We start from the raw sequence: 15,336 nt of genomic DNA, 5'->3' as shown, positions 1-15,336 counted from the left end.
TGAGATTCACCCCTGTTTTTACTGTCTTAACTATGTTTTCTTTTTGTTTCCTCTTTTTCCTTTGAAAACTCTACGACAAAAGTGATGTTTCTCTCCACAAGATTTGATATGATAAGTTTAATTTCGATAAGCACAGGAGGAATTAGACATGTTTAAAGTCGAATCTTATTCGGGCTCCCGTTCTTCAGACTATGAATTGGTTATTAAACAACTACATGCACTGTTAGAAGGAGAGAAGAATGCGATCGCCAATCTATCGAATGCATCAGCACTATTAAATCAATTTTTAAGCGATGTAAATTGGGTTGGGTTTTATTTATACGAAGAACAAACAAACCAGCTTGTACTCGGCCCGTTCCAGGGTTTGCCTGCTTGCGTAAGAATACCGCTTGGCAAAGGAGTTTGCGGAACAGCAGCCGAAAAACAAGAAACAGTAAGAATAGAGGATGTCCACGAATTTCCGGGACATATCGCCTGCGATGCTGCTTCCCAGTCAGAGATCGTGGTGCCGATTGTGAAAAACGGCCAGCTAATAGGCGTCCTTGACATAGATAGCCCGATCAAAAACCGGTTTGATGAAGTTGACGAGCAATATATCGATAAATTTACACACGCGCTTTCAAAATACCTTTAAGAAGAAAAACTCGCCGATCGCCCAGCCTATAGGGGGAGAGGGAACCGTAGTTGGGTTATCTATTATTCTTAAACTTTCCAATAACATCGAGCATGCCTTCCGTTAAAAAAGTTATACTTTCTTATACGTAGTAAAAGCGGGCTATCGCCCGCTTTTTCATGTTCATTCCGCTACTTTATCCAATGCTTCTTTTAAGTCATCCCAAATATCTTCCCATTCTTCAAGACCCAGTGATAATCGAATCATGTTTTCCGTTATTCCCATTTTGGCCCGATTCTCTTCTGGCACTACTGCATGTGTCATTGTTGCTGGATGCTGGATTAATGTTTCTGCATCTCCCAGGCTTACGGCTATTTTTATTAAAGATAAATCATTGAGAAATCGCTGAGCTGATTTTTTGTTTCCTTTTATTTCAAAACTAATCAAACCTCCGGGCATTTTCATTTGCCTCTGTGCTATCTGATAGTCAGGGTAAGCTTCATCCCCTGGATAAAAGACACGTTCTACCTTCGGGTGTTCTTTTAAGAGTGAAGCGATTTTCCCTGCATTTTCACAATGCCTTTCCATTCTGATCGGCAGTGTTTTTAATCCTCTTATAAGCAACCATGCATCAAAAGGGGAAATAACTCCGCCAATATCTTTTTGGGTTGTCTTTGCAAGATAAGAAATCATTTCTTGCTTTCCAGCCACTAATCCTGCAATAACATCTCCGTGCCCGCCGATATACTTTGTAGCACTATGGATAACAATATCGCAGCCTAATTCAAGCGGCCTCTGAAGATAGGGCGTACAGAAGGTGTTATCGACGACAACCGGAATCCCTCTGTCCTTCGCAACCTGTACAATCATATCCAGGTCAATAATCTTCAATGTAGGATTTATCGGTGTTTCAATGTATATTAGAGCTGTATTTTCTTTCAAACAGCTCTCCACCTGTTCTTTTGTATCAAGACTGACGAGATCATGATCAACCTGAAACTTTTCCTTCATCATGTGCAGCAATCCAAACGTACATCCGTAAACTCCCTGTGAACATAAAATATGATCCCCTGCCTTCACAAGGCCGAACAGGACAGCGGATACTGCTGCCATCCCCGAACCAAATGCAAGCCCCGCTTCTGCTCCTTCAAGACTGGCTATCCTTTCTTCAAGCACTTTGACAGTTGGATTTCCTAGCCTGGAGTAAATAAACCCTTCTTCTTCTCCTGCAAATCTCCTCTCCCCTGCCTCCGCTGTTTCAAATACAAAGGTAGAGGTCTGATATAGGGGTGATGCCAGGCTGTTCTTATGTTCAACCGCCTCATAACCTGAATGTATAGCCTCTGTTGCAAATTTTCTCTTTTTCGCCATGATTCTCCCTCTCTCCTATAATATCTCCATTTAATTATAATACAGGACATCACATTTATGTAAGCGTTTACACTAAAGGTTTAAACCATTAAAGATAACATCCAACCGGAAAGCTTCCAGGTAGAGTGTTTAGTAGCTGTTAAAAATAATGCTGCGTTGAAGAGATATTGCTCGAAATCCATGGTTCTAACGTGTGTGTTAAAATAGTGATAGTCACAAGAAATCCTTTTTACCTTCAAACCTTGACTTCTGGCGCTGAAGGTTATACAATATCCTTTGTGTAAAATAAGACAGGGCAGCCATCGTGAGATCATATGATATTGGCATTTTGTTCCTCCTTGTTTGGCTGATGGAGGTGCACCGAGTAACTTCTGCTGTCTGAAGTGAGGGTGTGTGAAAACAAAATGGTCATGTGAAGCAATCACGACACTGTTTTTGTTTTATACAACAAAAAATAGTGAAGGAGGAGCTAATTATGGCTCGTTATACTGGACCAAGCTGGAAAATATCCCGTCGTCTGGGCATCTCATTAAGTGGAACAGGTAAAGAATTGGAAAAGCGTCCTTACGCTCCAGGGCAACATGGACCTAACCAACGCAGAAAGCTTTCCGAATACGGATTGCAGTTGCAAGAAAAACAAAAACTTCGTCACATGTACGGAATTAACGAACGTCAATTCCGCCGCATTTTTGACGATGCAGGTAGAATGGCAGGCGTTCATGGTGAGAACTTCATGATCCTTCTTGAATCTCGTCTTGATAACCTTGTTTACCGTCTGGGTCTTGCACGCACTCGCCGTCAAGCTCGCCAGTTGGTTAACCACGGACATGTTACTGTTGATGGAAAGCGTGTTGACATTGCGTCTTATCGCGTTGCTCCTGGTCAAGTAATCGGTCTTCGTGAGAAATCTCGTAACCTTGACATCGTTAAGGAAGCAATCGAAGTTAATAACTTTGTACCTGAATACGTGGAGTTCAATGCAGAAGCATTAGAAGGTAAGTATACTCGCCTTCCTGAACGTTCTGAGCTTCCAGCTGAAATCACTGAAGCTCTAATCGTTGAGTTCTACTCTCGTTAATAGAGATACAGTTAACCCTTTAGCATTTATGCTAGGGGGTTTTCTTGTGTTTCCGGAGTGTAGCAATATTGCTCCCCCTGTCTACTGGAATGTCTCAAGCCCATTCTTACATACGAGCATGACGCCTGCCTGAGACCATTTCAGTCTTGTTGCTTAAACTCCTATAAAAAAGATGTGGTCATCTTTTTTGTAGGGGGGAGAAAATAGATGCTTCACTTTGTGGTCTTTATAAAAACATTGAAACAAAGTAAAGAATTTAATGTTGCATGCCATATGATCAGTCAAACCCTTTGAGGGCATCTGTTCCTCTATTTGACCAAATAACCTCTCTTTCTTCCCGGTCAAATAACCAACTGTTAAAGCTGTTATACCAGGAATACACGAAACTGTAAAAGAGCCATGTCCCGATCATCAGGACATGGCTCTCCTCTTTTTAGTATTTAATCAGATAGTATTTCTTTTTACCGCGACGGATGACGGTGAATTGATTTTCGATTCGGTCTTCTTGTGTGATGACTTTATCTAGCTCCTGATTTCTTTCTCCATTAATGTAAATTGCCCCGTTTTTGATGTCTTCTCTTGCCTGGCGTTTAGATGGAGAGATTTTAGCATTTACGAGCAAGTCTATTAATCCGATGTCTTCATTGTTTTCTACCGTAAAGGAAGGAACGTCTTTGAATCCCTGTATGATCTCGTCCGCACTCAATTCCTTTACATCGCCGCTAAAGAGCGCTTCTGAGATTTTGATCGACTGTTGAAGTGCCTCTTCTCCGTGTACGAGCTTTGTAACTTCTTCAGCAAGTTTTCGATGCGCCTCTCTTTTTTCAGGAGCTTCACTATGAAGCTTTTCCAATCGTTCGATTTCTTCTAAAGAAAGGAACGTAAAATATTTCAAGAATCTGATCACATCTCTGTCATCTGTATTGATCCAGAATTGGTAAAACTCATAAGGACTTGTTTTTTCCGCATCGAGCCAGATTGTTCCGGATTCTGTTTTTCCGAATTTAGTACCATCACTCTTTGTTACAAGCGGGAAGGTTAATCCGAACGCTCCTTTTTCATGGCCTTCCTTTCGGATCAATTCCATCCCGGCAGTAATATTTCCCCACTGATCGCTTCCCCCTACCTGCAATCGGCAGTTCTCTGTCTTATACAACTGAAGGAAGTCATAAGACTGCAGTATCATATAAGTAAATTCAGTAAACGAGATACCTGCTTCAAGACGTGCAGAGACAGATTCTTTTGCGAGCATATAATTCAGCCCAAAGTTCTTTCCGACGTCCCTCAAAAATGGGATGACGTTTAGCTCCCCGAGCCAATCATAGTTATTTACTACTTGAGCTGCGTTTTCTCTTGCCTCAAAATCAAGAAAACGGGATAACTGATCTTTGACCCGATCACTCCATTCACGTACAACATCTTCTGTATTTAAAGTTCTTTCGTCTTTTTTTCCACTCGGATCACCAATTAATCCGGTGCCTCCCCCAACTAACGCAAGCGGGCGATGTCCGGCATTTTGAAATCTGCGAAGCCCTAAAACTGCTAACAAGTTTCCAATGTGTAAACTATCAGCTGTTGGATCAAATCCGACATATAATGTCATCGGCTCCTTCGCAAGTTCTTTTTCCAACCCTTGACGATCGGTAACTTGATGAATAAGCCCTCTTTGTTCAAGATCCTTCAAAACATCCATCTCTTCTTCTCCTTTTCCAATCATTTGTCATTAAACCTGATTTCATTGCAAAATTAAAAAAATCCCCTCCCATAAAAAGGGACGAGATATCGCGGTACCACCCTTGTTGAAGAACATGTTTCATTCTCCCACTTATCGGAATAACGGTCCAGTTACCGTCTGCCGCTACTTAGCACAAAGGCTGTTCTCGACAGAAGCTCAAGGAGGTAATTCATGCTTCTCTTTGTACTGATTTCCACCAGCCATCAGCTCTCTATAACAGGGAGAAAAACATTACTGAATCCTATCTTTGCAGTTAATCTTATATATAGAAATCTATAATAGATTATTAACACACCTATCCAATAGTGTCAACGTACTATGGAAGGTTTATACATAAATCTACAAGATGTGCTATAATATATAAGATAAATTTAGGGGGTATCATGAATGCGTGAATTTTTAACTGCCGTTTCTGAAAAATGGAAAGCGCTCACCAATAGATTAGAAGAATATGGAATCTTTAAAGGGTTCCGTATAAGTTCCAAAGTGGTCTGGAATCTTTTTCTTATCTTTCTTATATTCGGTTTAATGGGCGGCTTTTTTGCAGGAGGAGTAGGTGCAGGATATTTTGCTTCTCTCGTTAAAGATGAACCGATCAGAACTTACGCAGAAATGAAAAAAGATGTATACAACTATGAAGAGACAAGTGAGATTTATTTCGCAGACAATAAACTTCTTGGAAACTTTCGGTCTGATCTTGAACGGAAAGAAGTAGATCTTAAGGACGTTTCACCTTATCTTGTTCAAGCTGTTGTTTCTACTGAAGATGAGTATTTTTACGAGCATGATGGAGTTGTGCCGAAAGCTATCGCAAGGGCCATTTTGCAGGAGCTCGCAAACTCTGATGATCGTTCTGGTGGAAGTACATTAACACAACAATTAGTTAAAAACCAGATTCTGACTCGTGAGGTATCTTTTGAACGTAAAGCAAAAGAAATTTTGCTGGCGATGAGACTTGAAAATTTCTTTAAAAAAGATGAAATACTTGAAGCTTATTTAAATGTTGTTCCGTTCGGGCGTAATGCTGGTGGAAGAAATATAGCAGGAGTCCAAACAGCTGCAAAGGGCATATTCGGAGTAGATGCAAAAGACTTAAGCCTGCCGCAGGCAGCATTTATTGCTGGTCTTCCAAAGAACCCGTATTCTTACACTCCTTTTACAAACAGCGGTGAAGTAAAGGAAGAGCTTGAACCGGGCATTAACCGGATGAAGTTTGTATTATACCGAATGTATACAGAAGGCTCCATTACAGAGGAAGAATACAACACAGCCATAAAATATGATATACGTAAAAATCTGGCAAAGCCTACACAGGCACCGACAGAAAAGTATCCTTATTTAACATTTGAAATCGAAGACAGAGCCAAAACCCTTCTTGCAACAGAACTGGCTAATAAAGCCGGTTACGATGGCAAAAAACTAGCAGATAGTATTAACCAGTACAATAGAATCTCTTACGATGCAAATATCCATGGGAAAACGCCGTATGAAATCGCAGAAAAAATGGATCTTAACTGGGATGAAATCGAAAAGAACTCGAGCTTATTCAGTGAGTTTCTCTCAAATGCTGAAGTAGAGCTTAGAAAAAATGGATATAAAATTTATACTACGATCGACCAGGGCGTTTATGATGCAATGAATGCAGCTAAAGATAAGGTCCTCGAGGATAACTCTTATTTCCAAAGTCCCAAAACCGCACAGGTTAAGAACTATGAAACCGGTGAAATGGAACAAAAAGAATTCCCAATGCAGGTAGGGAGTATTTTAATCGAGAATAAAACTGGAAAGATTATCAGTTTTATTGGTGGACGGGATTATAAGGAACAAGCTTTGAACCATGCTACCCAGGCCTACCGTTCAAATGGTTCCACAATGAAGCCGTTACTGGATTATGCACCTGCTATGGAGCTAGGAAAAGTCCAGCCAGGATACATTATTCCGGATGTTCCCATCGAAAACGGGTACAATCCGGGGAACTACACCCAGTCTTATCATGGATTAGTAACAGCAAGAAGAGCACTGAAATATTCGTATAACGTACCTGCTGTAAGGGTATATTCAAAGCTTGATCATGTACAGGCAACTAACTATTTATTAAAGATGGGTTTTAGTTCCCTGACTCTTGAAGACCGTACGAATGCTTCAATGGCAATAGGAGCCCTGCAGCGTGGTGTAACCATAGAGGAAAACACGAACGCCTTTGGCACTTTTGCAAACGGCGGTAAATTCGTCGATGCGTATATGATCGAGAAGATTGTTGATAAAGATGGAAATGTTGTAGTTGGGCAGAAACCCAAGCCAGTGGACGTCTTTTCACCGCAAACTGCTTACTTGACCATCGATATGATGAGGGACGTAGTGAACAGCGGTACAGCTGCACGTGTTCCAGGAAAGCTGAAATTTTCCGCTGACTGGGCAGGAAAAACCGGTACGGGGCAGCAATATCGTGATGCATGGTTCGTTGCTGTGAATCCAAATGTGTCATTGGGAGTCTGGACTGGTTATGATAAACAAATGAGTATGGACCACTCCTATTCGACTCGAAACCAAAATCTCTGGGCTTTGTTTGCTAATGCAGCATACGATAAAAGACCGGAGTTAATGGATCCTGAAGAACGTTTTGCAATGCCAAAAGGAATCGTGAGGCGCTCATTCTGTGGTATTTCAGGACAGCTGCCATCCCAGCTTTGCCAGGAAGCAGGCCTTGTCGAAACAGATCTATTCAATGTAAAATATGTACCTTCTAAAGTCGATGACAGCTTAACAAAGGGTCGCTATGTTCTTATGAATGGCAAAACATATGAAGCCCTCGAGTCGACTCCTGATGAGTTCGTAACCAGGGGCGTTATGATTAAAGAAGATTTCTTTGATGGAGTAGACTTAGGAAAGCTATTGAAAGGAAAGCTTGATGGCCTGAATATTGCAGCCCAGGGTGACAAAGCGAAGGAGAACGGCAAGAAGCCTGGGGCAGTGACAGGTGTTTCTGCTTCCGGATCAGCTCTGACATGGAGTAATCATCGAGAAAGCGACATAGTTGGATATCGCATTTATCGGGCACCTAACGGCAGCAATAAGTTTTCTAAGATAGGAAGTGTTAAAGGATCTGATGCAGTGTCCTTCAATATTCCTTCAGGCGCTTATGCTTACTATGTAACAGCAGTTGATGTTGCCGGCAATGAATCAAGTCCTTCGGCTAAAGTAGTGACAGGTGATTGGTCCGATAAACCGGAACCAAAACCAAATAAACCTGATAAACCAGACAAACCTAAACCTGATAAACCTGACGAACCTAAACCTGATGAACCTGATCCTGAAAATCCAGGTGATGGAGGCAATAACGGAGACGGATCCGGAGATAGCACAGGAACCTCGCAGGGAAACGGTGACAGCAGTACAGAATAAAATTAGTAAAGGGCTGACACAAAAGTGCCAGCCCTTTTTGATGTCTATCTTTGGTTAATCTTACAGCTTAAGCGAAACTGAGTTTTTGCTTTCAGTATAATAATGGGGACTGGCGTTACAACGCCAGTCCCCTCTTTCTATTAATCTTCCATTGTGGATAGGTCTCCAGTTGGAAGGTCAAGCTCCCATGCTTTTAACACCCTTCTCATGATCTTACCACTTCTTGTTTTCGGAAGTTTATCTCTAAACTCAATTTCTCTTGGAGCGGCATGTGCAGCAAGCCCCTTCTTAACAAACGTCCGAATTTCATCACGAAGATCATCATTCGGTTCATAACCTTCACGCAATGCTACGAACGCCTTAATGATTTCACCTCGTACCGGGTCTGGCTTTCCAATAACCCCGGCTTCTGCCACAGCGGGATGTTCTACTAGCTTACTTTCCACTTCGAATGGCCCCACTCTTTCACCGGATGTCATGATAACATCGTCTACACGGCCCTGGAACCAGAAGTACCCTTCTTCGTCCATATATGCAGAATCACCAGATACATACCACTCTCCAGGCATAAAGTATGATTCGTATTTTTCAGGCCGGTTCCAGATTGCTCTCATCATAGATGGCCAGCCTTTTTTAATCGCAAGGTTCCCCATTCTGTTAGGAGGAAGCTCATTTCCCTGATCATCTACAATAGCCGCTTTAACTCCAGGAATAGGTTTCCCCATTGATCCAGGCTTGATTTCCATAGAAGGATAGTTACTGATCAGCTGGGCACCTGTCTCAGTCATCCACCAGTTGTCATGGATACGCAGGTTAAGGACTTTCATTCCCCAGCGGATAACTTCAGGGTTAAGAGGTTCACCTACACTTAAAACATGTCTAAGGGAAGATAAATCATACTTCTTGATGATTTCATCACCAGCACCCATCAGCATGCGGAATGCTGTAGGAGCACTGTACCATACGGTCACGGCATAATCTTCAATCGTCTGGTACCAGTCTTCCGGACTGAAGCGCCCTCCCCTGATGACATTGGATGCTCCAACGAGCAATGGAGCGAATACACCATAAGAAGTACCTGTTACCCACCCAGGGTCAGCCGTACACCAGTAAACATCATCCTCTTTTAAATCTAACACCCATTTAGCAGTTTGATAGTGCTGTATCATTGCGTTATGCACATGCAAAACGCCTTTTGGCTTGCCTGTTGATCCAGAAGTATAATGAAGAATCATTCCATCTTCCCGGTCTACCCATTCAATCTCGAGCTTTTTGCTGGCATTTTCATAATGCTTATAGAAATCGATATACGGACCTTCTTCTTTTACATCATCACCGACCAGAACAACATGCTCCAAAGCAGGAAGTTCATCAACAGGAACCCTTTCCAGCAGTTCAGGAGTTGTAACAAGAACCTTTGCCTCGCTGTCTTCGAGACGGTCACGGACTGCTCCTTCCATGAATGCTTCGAATAATGGGCCGACGATTGCGCCAAGCTTAATAGCTCCAAGAAGGACGAAATAAAGTTCAGGAGAACGAGGCATAAAGATAAAGACTCTGTCCCCTTTTTCAACATTAATGTTCTTAAATACGTTACCTGCTTTGTTCGTGCATTCTTTCATTTCTTTATACGTATACTTTTCATTTCTTTCCTTGTCTGAAAAATATAATGCTACTTTATTTTTCCTCTCAGATTCAGCATGACGGTCAATAGCTTCATATGCCATATTAACTCGACCGGTGTTATACCAGCTGAAATTCTTTTCTACTTCAGACCAGTCAAAATTTTCATATGTAGAATTATAGTCTTGAAGATTATGGTTACCTTGTAATACAGGAAGCGGTTTCACATCCATTAGTACTCCTCCTTCTTCATTTGTTAAAATTATTATAACATATTTGCATCTATTCTCAATTTTAAAACAACTCGCAAAAGACTAGAATTTTTAAAATGTAACCCCTTACATTATGCTTTCTTAATGTATAATAGGAATGAAAGACTATTAAAGGTGGTGGCTTAATGGAACATAAAAAAATATATAATGCGATTGAACTAAAGACTCCACATGGGAATTTAATTATTGAAGGTCCTATATCACAAGATCGTTTATCAAACTACACTTTACATAAAGACCTGGTGGCTTTTCGTCCGCCAGAACAACAACATAAAGCGCTTGTAGGCATCGCAGGCCTGCCGGAAGGAAGAATTATTGTTGCACGAGAAAGAGAAACTATCGTGGGATATGTCACCTTTCTTTATCCTGACCCTCTTGAGCGCTGGTCTCAGGGTAACATGGAAGACCTTCTTGAACTAGGAGCGATAGAAGTCATTCCAAAATACAGAAACTTTAAGGTTGGCAAAAATCTTTTAAAAGTTTCCTTCATGGATGACGCTATGGAGGATTATATCGTCATAACAACTGAATATTATTGGCACTGGGATTTAAAAGGAACAAGACTTTCAGTGTGGGATTACCGGAAAGTGATGGAGAAGATGATGAATGCAGGCGGTCTTGAATGGTATGCGACCGATGACCCCGAGATCAGTTCCCATCCCGCTAACTGTTTGATGGCCCGAATCGGCAAAAGAGTAGGCAATGATTCGATCCAGGCTTTTGATCGGCTTCGTTTTCAAAACCGTTTTATGTATTAATGCCCAGGAAGCAACCTTTTTCAAGGAGGTACTTTTATGATAATCGAAGAAATAATGAACCGAAATGTCCATACTATGTATGCTGACCAAACGATTGCTGATGCACTAACATTACTGAACAGGCAAAAAATCAGGCATATTCCCATTGTGAATAAAGAAGAAGAACTTGTCGGCATTATTTCAGACCGGGATGTACGAGATGCCAGTCCTTCCACCCTGGATCTCGATCCCGATAAAGCCCTTTTAGATTCTCCGGTATCTTCTATCATGGAACCAGACGTTATAACTGCACATCCTCTTGACTTTGTTGAAGAAATTTCAGCTGTTTTTTATGAGCAGCGAATCGGGTGTGTGCCGATCGTTGAAAAAGGAAGAGTAGTAGGGATCGTCACGGAATCAGATATGCTTCATACCCTGATCCTTTTGACAGGCGCCCATCAACCGAGTTCACATATTGAAATACAGGTCGAAAATGTTTCAGGGAAGCTGGCTGAAATAACTTCCATTATCAGCAAAAGAAAGGTAAACATTATAAGTGTTTTAGTTTATCCAAACAATGATGATAAATATAAGAATCTTGTCTTTCGGGTGCAGACGATGAATCCAATGGGCATTATCCAGGATATAACGGATCACGGCCATAAAGTGCTATGGCCGAACATGCCAGGTGTGACAGAATGACTAAGAAACAAGATGCTGTTTTTATTTACTCACCCGAATTATTACAATATAAATTCCATGATCAGCATCCGTTTAACCAAATCAGAATACAACTTACCTATGAGCTGTTAAAGGAACTCGACTGTTTGGATGATGAAGAAATCGTTTCGCCTCGTCTGGCGTCAGATGAGGATATTGCTCTTATACATGATACCGCTTATATTGAAGCTGTTAAAAAGGCTGGCCAAGGGGAACTGCCCGAACATATTGCATCAAATTATGGATTGGGAACAGAAGATACACCTGTTTTTTCTAATATGCATGAAGCAAGTGCCCTGATGGTTGGCGGAACACTCACTGCCGTAGATTATGTGATGGAAGGAAAAGCAAACCATGCGCTGAATCTTGGCGGGGGGCTGCACCATGGCTTCAGAGGAAAGGCTTCCGGTTTTTGCATCTATAATGACAGCTCGATCGCTATTGAATATATGAGAAAGAAATATGGTGCAAGGGTGCTTTATGTAGATACAGACGCACATCATGGCGATGGCGTTCAATGGGCATTTTACGAAGACCCGGATGTTTGTACGCTTTCTATTCATGAAACAGGGCGTTATTTGTTTCCAGGAACAGGAAATATCACAGAAAAAGGACAGGGAAAAGGCTACGGTTTTTCATTTAACGTGCCCGTAGATGCCTTTACGGAAGATGAATCGTGGATGAAAGTTTACGAAACTGCTATACATGAAGTAGCAGAGTACTTTAAGCCAGACGTTATTCTTACGCAAAATGGGGCTGATGCCCACTATTATGATCCTCTGACCCATCTGTCAGTATCGATGGAAAGCTACCGTTTTGTGCCTAAAGTTGCCCATGAGCTTGCCCATAAATATTGTGATGGAAGATGGATAGCCGTTGGCGGCGGAGGATATGATATCTGGCGTGTTGTACCAAGAGCATGGGCTTTAATCTGGCTCGAAATGAAACAAAAGCATGTCTCTGGGAATCTTCCGAAGAATTGGCTCGACCGCTGGCAGAAGCAGGCACCACTTACCCTGTCTCCTTCATGGGAAGATCCTGAAAACCTTTATCCAGCTATTCCGCGAAAGCAGGAAATCACTGAAAAAAACTACCAGACCTTAACCAAAGCGCTTTATCAAATTCGTTCACACAAAAATGCTTCATTTTAACGTTTTCTATGAGACGTAAAAAAACGAGCCCTTCGGCTCGTTTTTTATTTAAAATCATTTTTTTGTTGCCGTTATCTTCTCTATGTAGAAATGGCCTGGCAGCATTCAAGGAGAAAAAGCAGTCAGGCTGTTAAGCTATTCCTTAGTCGAATCCCTAAATTGGATACGATGAGGTAAAACAACCGTTGAATCTTCTACACTTTCTTTGTTCATATACTTTGTTAACAGTCGCATAGCAACTGCCCCAATATCATACATTGGCTGTACAACCGTTGACAGTGTTGGGCGAACCATTGTTGCAAGGCGTGTATTGTCAAAACCAATCACTTCGAAATCCTCAGGTACACTTAAACCTTTATCCTGTACAGCATGGATTACTCCCAGGGCCATTTCATCTGTCCCTACAAATACTGCGGTCGGGCGGTCATCTAATCCAAGGAAGTTATCCATAGCCTCCATGCCGGAATCATACGTATAATCTGCAACGGAGACATAATTTTCATTAATCTTTAGGCCAGCATCCTCATGCGCCCTGCGATAACCTACAAACTTTTGTTCTCCGTTAATCGGGTCTTCCAGTGGACCAGTAACAAAACCAATCTTTTTATGCCCCTTTTCGATAAGGTGTGAGATAGCATCGTAGACTGCTTGTTCATAATCAATATTTACAGAGGGAATTTCTCTGTTTTCATCCATGGTAGCTGCTAAAACAATAGGCACCGGAGCACGTTTAAATTCTTCAATGTGTTCCTCCGTTACTTTTCCTCCCATGAATACAATTCCATCCACCTGCTTGCCTAAAAGTGTATTTAAAAGATGGATTTCTTTTTCTTTATTCTGGTCTGAATTGCTTAGAATGATGTTATACTTGTACATCGTTGCGATATCCTCAATACCCCTTGCAAGTTCTGCAAAAAAGATGCTTGAAATATCGGGGATGATAACACCAACTGTCGTTGTTTTTTTGCTGGCCAGTCCTCTTGCTACAGCATTTGGTCGATAACCCAATCGTTCGATTGCTTCTAATACTTTTTTTCTTGTTGCCGGTTTAACATTTGGATTTCCATTAACGACTCGAGAAACCGTAGCCATGGAAACACTCGCTTCTTTGGCAACATCATAAATTGTCGTATTCACCATAATCCTCCTTTTTCCGTCTATGCAAGTGGTTGCACCTTTATATTAATGTTAATCATACGATACATTTAATTGAGACGCAATAATAATGAAGATGATTGCTCTAATCCTTCACAATAAATACAAATTCTATACTAGCTGCTATTATTCCCCTAATGTAGCCTGTTTAAAAGGCATCCTTCCATAAGATAACATAATTTATATGTTTAAACCCACCTTAAGACCCCTAACAGGCTAGAATATGCCTTAATCCGTTTCCTGACAGAAAAGAGGTAAAACACATGACAGCAGAAAAAAACCTTCTACTTAAATAGTAGAAGGTGAAGTTTTATCTGTTTTATTATATAATCCACTGTTTTTTATTTCATCCATAAACTTGTTGAACTGATTGATATCAAGTTGCTGTGCCGAATCTGATAATGCTACAGCAGGATCCGGATGTACTTCAACCATGATGCCATCTGCTCCAATTGCAAGACCTGCTTTTGCGGCAGGCAACAATAAATCACGTCTGCCGGTGGAATGTGTAACATCTACAAAGACAGGAAGATGTGTTTCTTGCTTTAAAATCGGAACGGAAGTAATATCAAGGGTGTTTCTAGTTGCTTTTTCATAAGTCCTAATACCGCGTTCACAAAGGATTACTCGATTGTTTCCTCTTGAGACAATATACTCGGCTGCATTAATAAATTCCTGGATGGTTGCTGAAAGCCCTCGTTTGAGCAATACAGGCTTATCTACAGACCCAGCAGCTTTAAGCAGCTCAAAGTTTTGCATATTACGTGCACCGATCTGGATAACATCAATATAATCGACCGCTTTTTCTATGTCTGCAGGATTTACGATCTCACTAATGACAGCAAGATCATATTCATCTGCAACTTTTTTCAAGATTTTCAATCCTTCTTCGCCGAGTCCCTGGAAATCATATGGAGAAGTACGAGGCTTGAACGCTCCGCCCCTTAACAGCTTTAATCCCTGTTTTTTCACTGCCTTCGCTACTTCTGCGACCTGCTCATAGCTTTCAACTGCACAGGGCCCTGCAATGAAAGTTTGTGTTCCGCTTCTTCCTATGGTTTCCCCGTTAATATCAAAAACGGTGTTCTCAGGCTGTCTTTTTCTTGAAACTAATAAGGCTTTGCGGTGATCGTCTTCCTGAAGTTCTAAGCTGGCTTTGAAAATTTCTTTGAAAATATGCTGCAGAGTCGATGTTTCAAAAGGTCCTTCATTCTTTTCAGAAATCATATCCAGCATCTTTCTCTCTCTAACAGGATCGAACCGGTTCATTCCCTGTGTCTTTTTCACTCTTCCTATCTGTTGTACAATCTCAGCTCTTTCATTGATCAAATCAAGTAGATTATCATTAATCTCATCTAACTTCTTTCTAAGCTCTTCTATCTGGACGTTTGCCAATCTCTCCACCCCTTTTTTTATTCTTTAAAGTTTTGTTGCAGACTATTATATCGGATAAAAAGATAAATGTCACGAACTTTTTCT

At 41.3% G+C, this 15,336-nt stretch carries 11 protein-coding genes and 1 other annotated feature; of the genes, 6 read left to right on the top strand and 5 right to left on the bottom strand.

The window, feature by feature from the left end; genetic code table 11:
- The first annotated feature begins 148 nt into the window (after positions 1-148).
- On the top strand, positions 149-634 hold the full coding sequence (locus tag FCL54_RS01930) for a GAF domain-containing protein (RefSeq protein WP_138122596.1): 486 nt from the start codon (positions 149-151) through the stop codon (positions 632-634).
- A 162-nt stretch (positions 635-796) separates the two neighbouring features.
- On the opposite strand, the gene megL is transcribed toward FCL54_RS01930, so the two are convergent.
- The gene (gene megL / locus FCL54_RS01925) at positions 797-1,984 is read right to left on the bottom strand and encodes a methionine gamma-lyase (RefSeq protein ID WP_138122594.1); all 1,188 of its coding nucleotides are present in this window, start codon (positions 1,982-1,984) and stop codon (positions 797-799) included.
- 475 nt (positions 1,985-2,459) lie between these two features.
- Between megL and rpsD the strand changes: the two genes are divergently transcribed.
- Positions 2,460-3,062, top strand: a complete 603-nt coding sequence (gene rpsD, locus FCL54_RS01920) for a 30S ribosomal protein S4 (protein ID WP_138122592.1) — start codon at positions 2,460-2,462, stop codon at positions 3,060-3,062.
- A gap of 433 nt (positions 3,063-3,495) precedes the next feature.
- On the opposite strand, the gene tyrS is transcribed toward rpsD, so the two are convergent.
- Entirely contained in the window at positions 3,496-4,755 is a 1,260-nt protein-coding gene (gene tyrS, locus FCL54_RS01915) for a tyrosine--tRNA ligase (protein ID WP_138122590.1), read from the bottom strand.
- A 74-nt stretch (positions 4,756-4,829) separates the two neighbouring features.
- Positions 4,830-5,054: a binding site (T-box leader), on the bottom strand.
- Between the two features lie 130 nt (positions 5,055-5,184).
- Here tyrS and FCL54_RS01910 point away from each other — a divergent pair.
- Complete coding sequence (locus tag FCL54_RS01910; RefSeq protein ID WP_138122588.1) at positions 5,185-8,199, top strand: transglycosylase domain-containing protein; 3,015 nt, start codon at positions 5,185-5,187, stop codon at positions 8,197-8,199.
- A 140-nt stretch (positions 8,200-8,339) separates the two neighbouring features.
- Here FCL54_RS01910 and acsA read toward each other — a convergent pair whose 3' ends face one another.
- Positions 8,340-10,055, bottom strand: a complete 1,716-nt coding sequence (gene acsA / locus FCL54_RS01905) for an acetate--CoA ligase (RefSeq protein ID WP_138122586.1) — start codon at positions 10,053-10,055, stop codon at positions 8,340-8,342.
- A 164-nt stretch (positions 10,056-10,219) separates the two neighbouring features.
- Here acsA and FCL54_RS01900 point away from each other — a divergent pair, with 164 nt between their 5' ends.
- From FCL54_RS01900 to FCL54_RS01890, 3 genes are read left to right on the top strand one after another with little or no spacing between them, the layout of a single operon-like run.
- Positions 10,220-10,852 (top strand): GNAT family N-acetyltransferase, encoded by a 633-nt coding sequence (locus FCL54_RS01900; RefSeq protein WP_138122584.1) that lies wholly within the window; start codon positions 10,220-10,222, stop codon positions 10,850-10,852.
- A gap of 36 nt (positions 10,853-10,888) precedes the next feature.
- A complete protein-coding gene (locus FCL54_RS01895) occupies positions 10,889-11,533 on the top strand; it encodes an acetoin utilization AcuB family protein (protein ID WP_138122582.1) in 645 nt (214 codons plus the stop codon).
- Positions 11,530-12,702, top strand: a complete 1,173-nt coding sequence (locus FCL54_RS01890; RefSeq protein WP_246055106.1) for an acetoin utilization protein AcuC — start codon at positions 11,530-11,532, stop codon at positions 12,700-12,702. Before FCL54_RS01895 ends, FCL54_RS01890 begins: the two co-directional genes overlap by 4 nt.
- A 135-nt stretch (positions 12,703-12,837) precedes the next feature.
- On the opposite strand, the gene ccpA is transcribed toward FCL54_RS01890, so the two are convergent.
- Together ccpA and FCL54_RS01880 are read right to left on the bottom strand one after the other, a co-directional pair.
- The gene (gene ccpA / locus FCL54_RS01885; protein ID WP_138122578.1) at positions 12,838-13,839 is read right to left on the bottom strand and encodes a catabolite control protein A; all 1,002 of its coding nucleotides are present in this window, start codon (positions 13,837-13,839) and stop codon (positions 12,838-12,840) included.
- A gap of 306 nt (positions 13,840-14,145) precedes the next feature.
- On the bottom strand, positions 14,146-15,252 hold the full coding sequence (locus tag FCL54_RS01880; RefSeq protein ID WP_138122576.1) for a bifunctional 3-deoxy-7-phosphoheptulonate synthase/chorismate mutase: 1,107 nt from the start codon (positions 15,250-15,252) through the stop codon (positions 14,146-14,148).
- Between the last annotated feature and the right edge of the window lie 84 nt (positions 15,253-15,336).

The sequence above is a fragment of the Exobacillus caeni genome, from assembly GCF_005747095.1.
Lineage (GTDB): Bacteria > Bacillota > Bacilli > Bacillales > Guptibacillaceae > Exobacillus > Exobacillus caeni.
Note: the sequence above shows the minus strand (reverse complement) of the source record. Positions and strands in the feature narration are given on the sequence as shown.